This window comes from Christiangramia marina, assembly GCF_048285865.1.
Taxonomy (GTDB): domain Bacteria; phylum Bacteroidota; class Bacteroidia; order Flavobacteriales; family Flavobacteriaceae; genus Christiangramia; species Christiangramia marina.
In genome coordinates this window covers 1-251 of sequence record NZ_JBLVTK010000104.1, presented here as the reverse complement: position 1 = coordinate 251, position 251 = coordinate 1, and the positions used below count along the sequence as shown (strand labels likewise).

Genomic DNA, 251 nt, shown 5'->3' with positions numbered 1-251 from the left:
TCTGATACTGATACATCCGAAGCATCTGTCCAGACACCACCGGCATCTCCGCCAGTAACCAGGCCAAACAGACTCACTGAACTCAGGTCTTCATCAATACAGAATCGATCACTACCACCAGTTCCGGCTTCAAAGGAATCGTCTATGGTAATACTTACTGTTGTATTGTCTGATGGACACTCTGAATCTACATCCTCCGGACTTACCGTATAGGTAAATACATAGGTGCCCGCAGTATAACTGCTTAGGTC

Annotated in this window: 1 protein-coding gene; it reads right to left on the bottom strand. The window is 46.2% G+C overall.

Annotated features, from left to right (window positions below; genetic code table 11):
* A partial coding sequence (locus ACNKXS_RS15510; protein ID WP_417921671.1) for a hypothetical protein occupies nt 1–251 on the bottom strand: 251 nt, incomplete at both ends.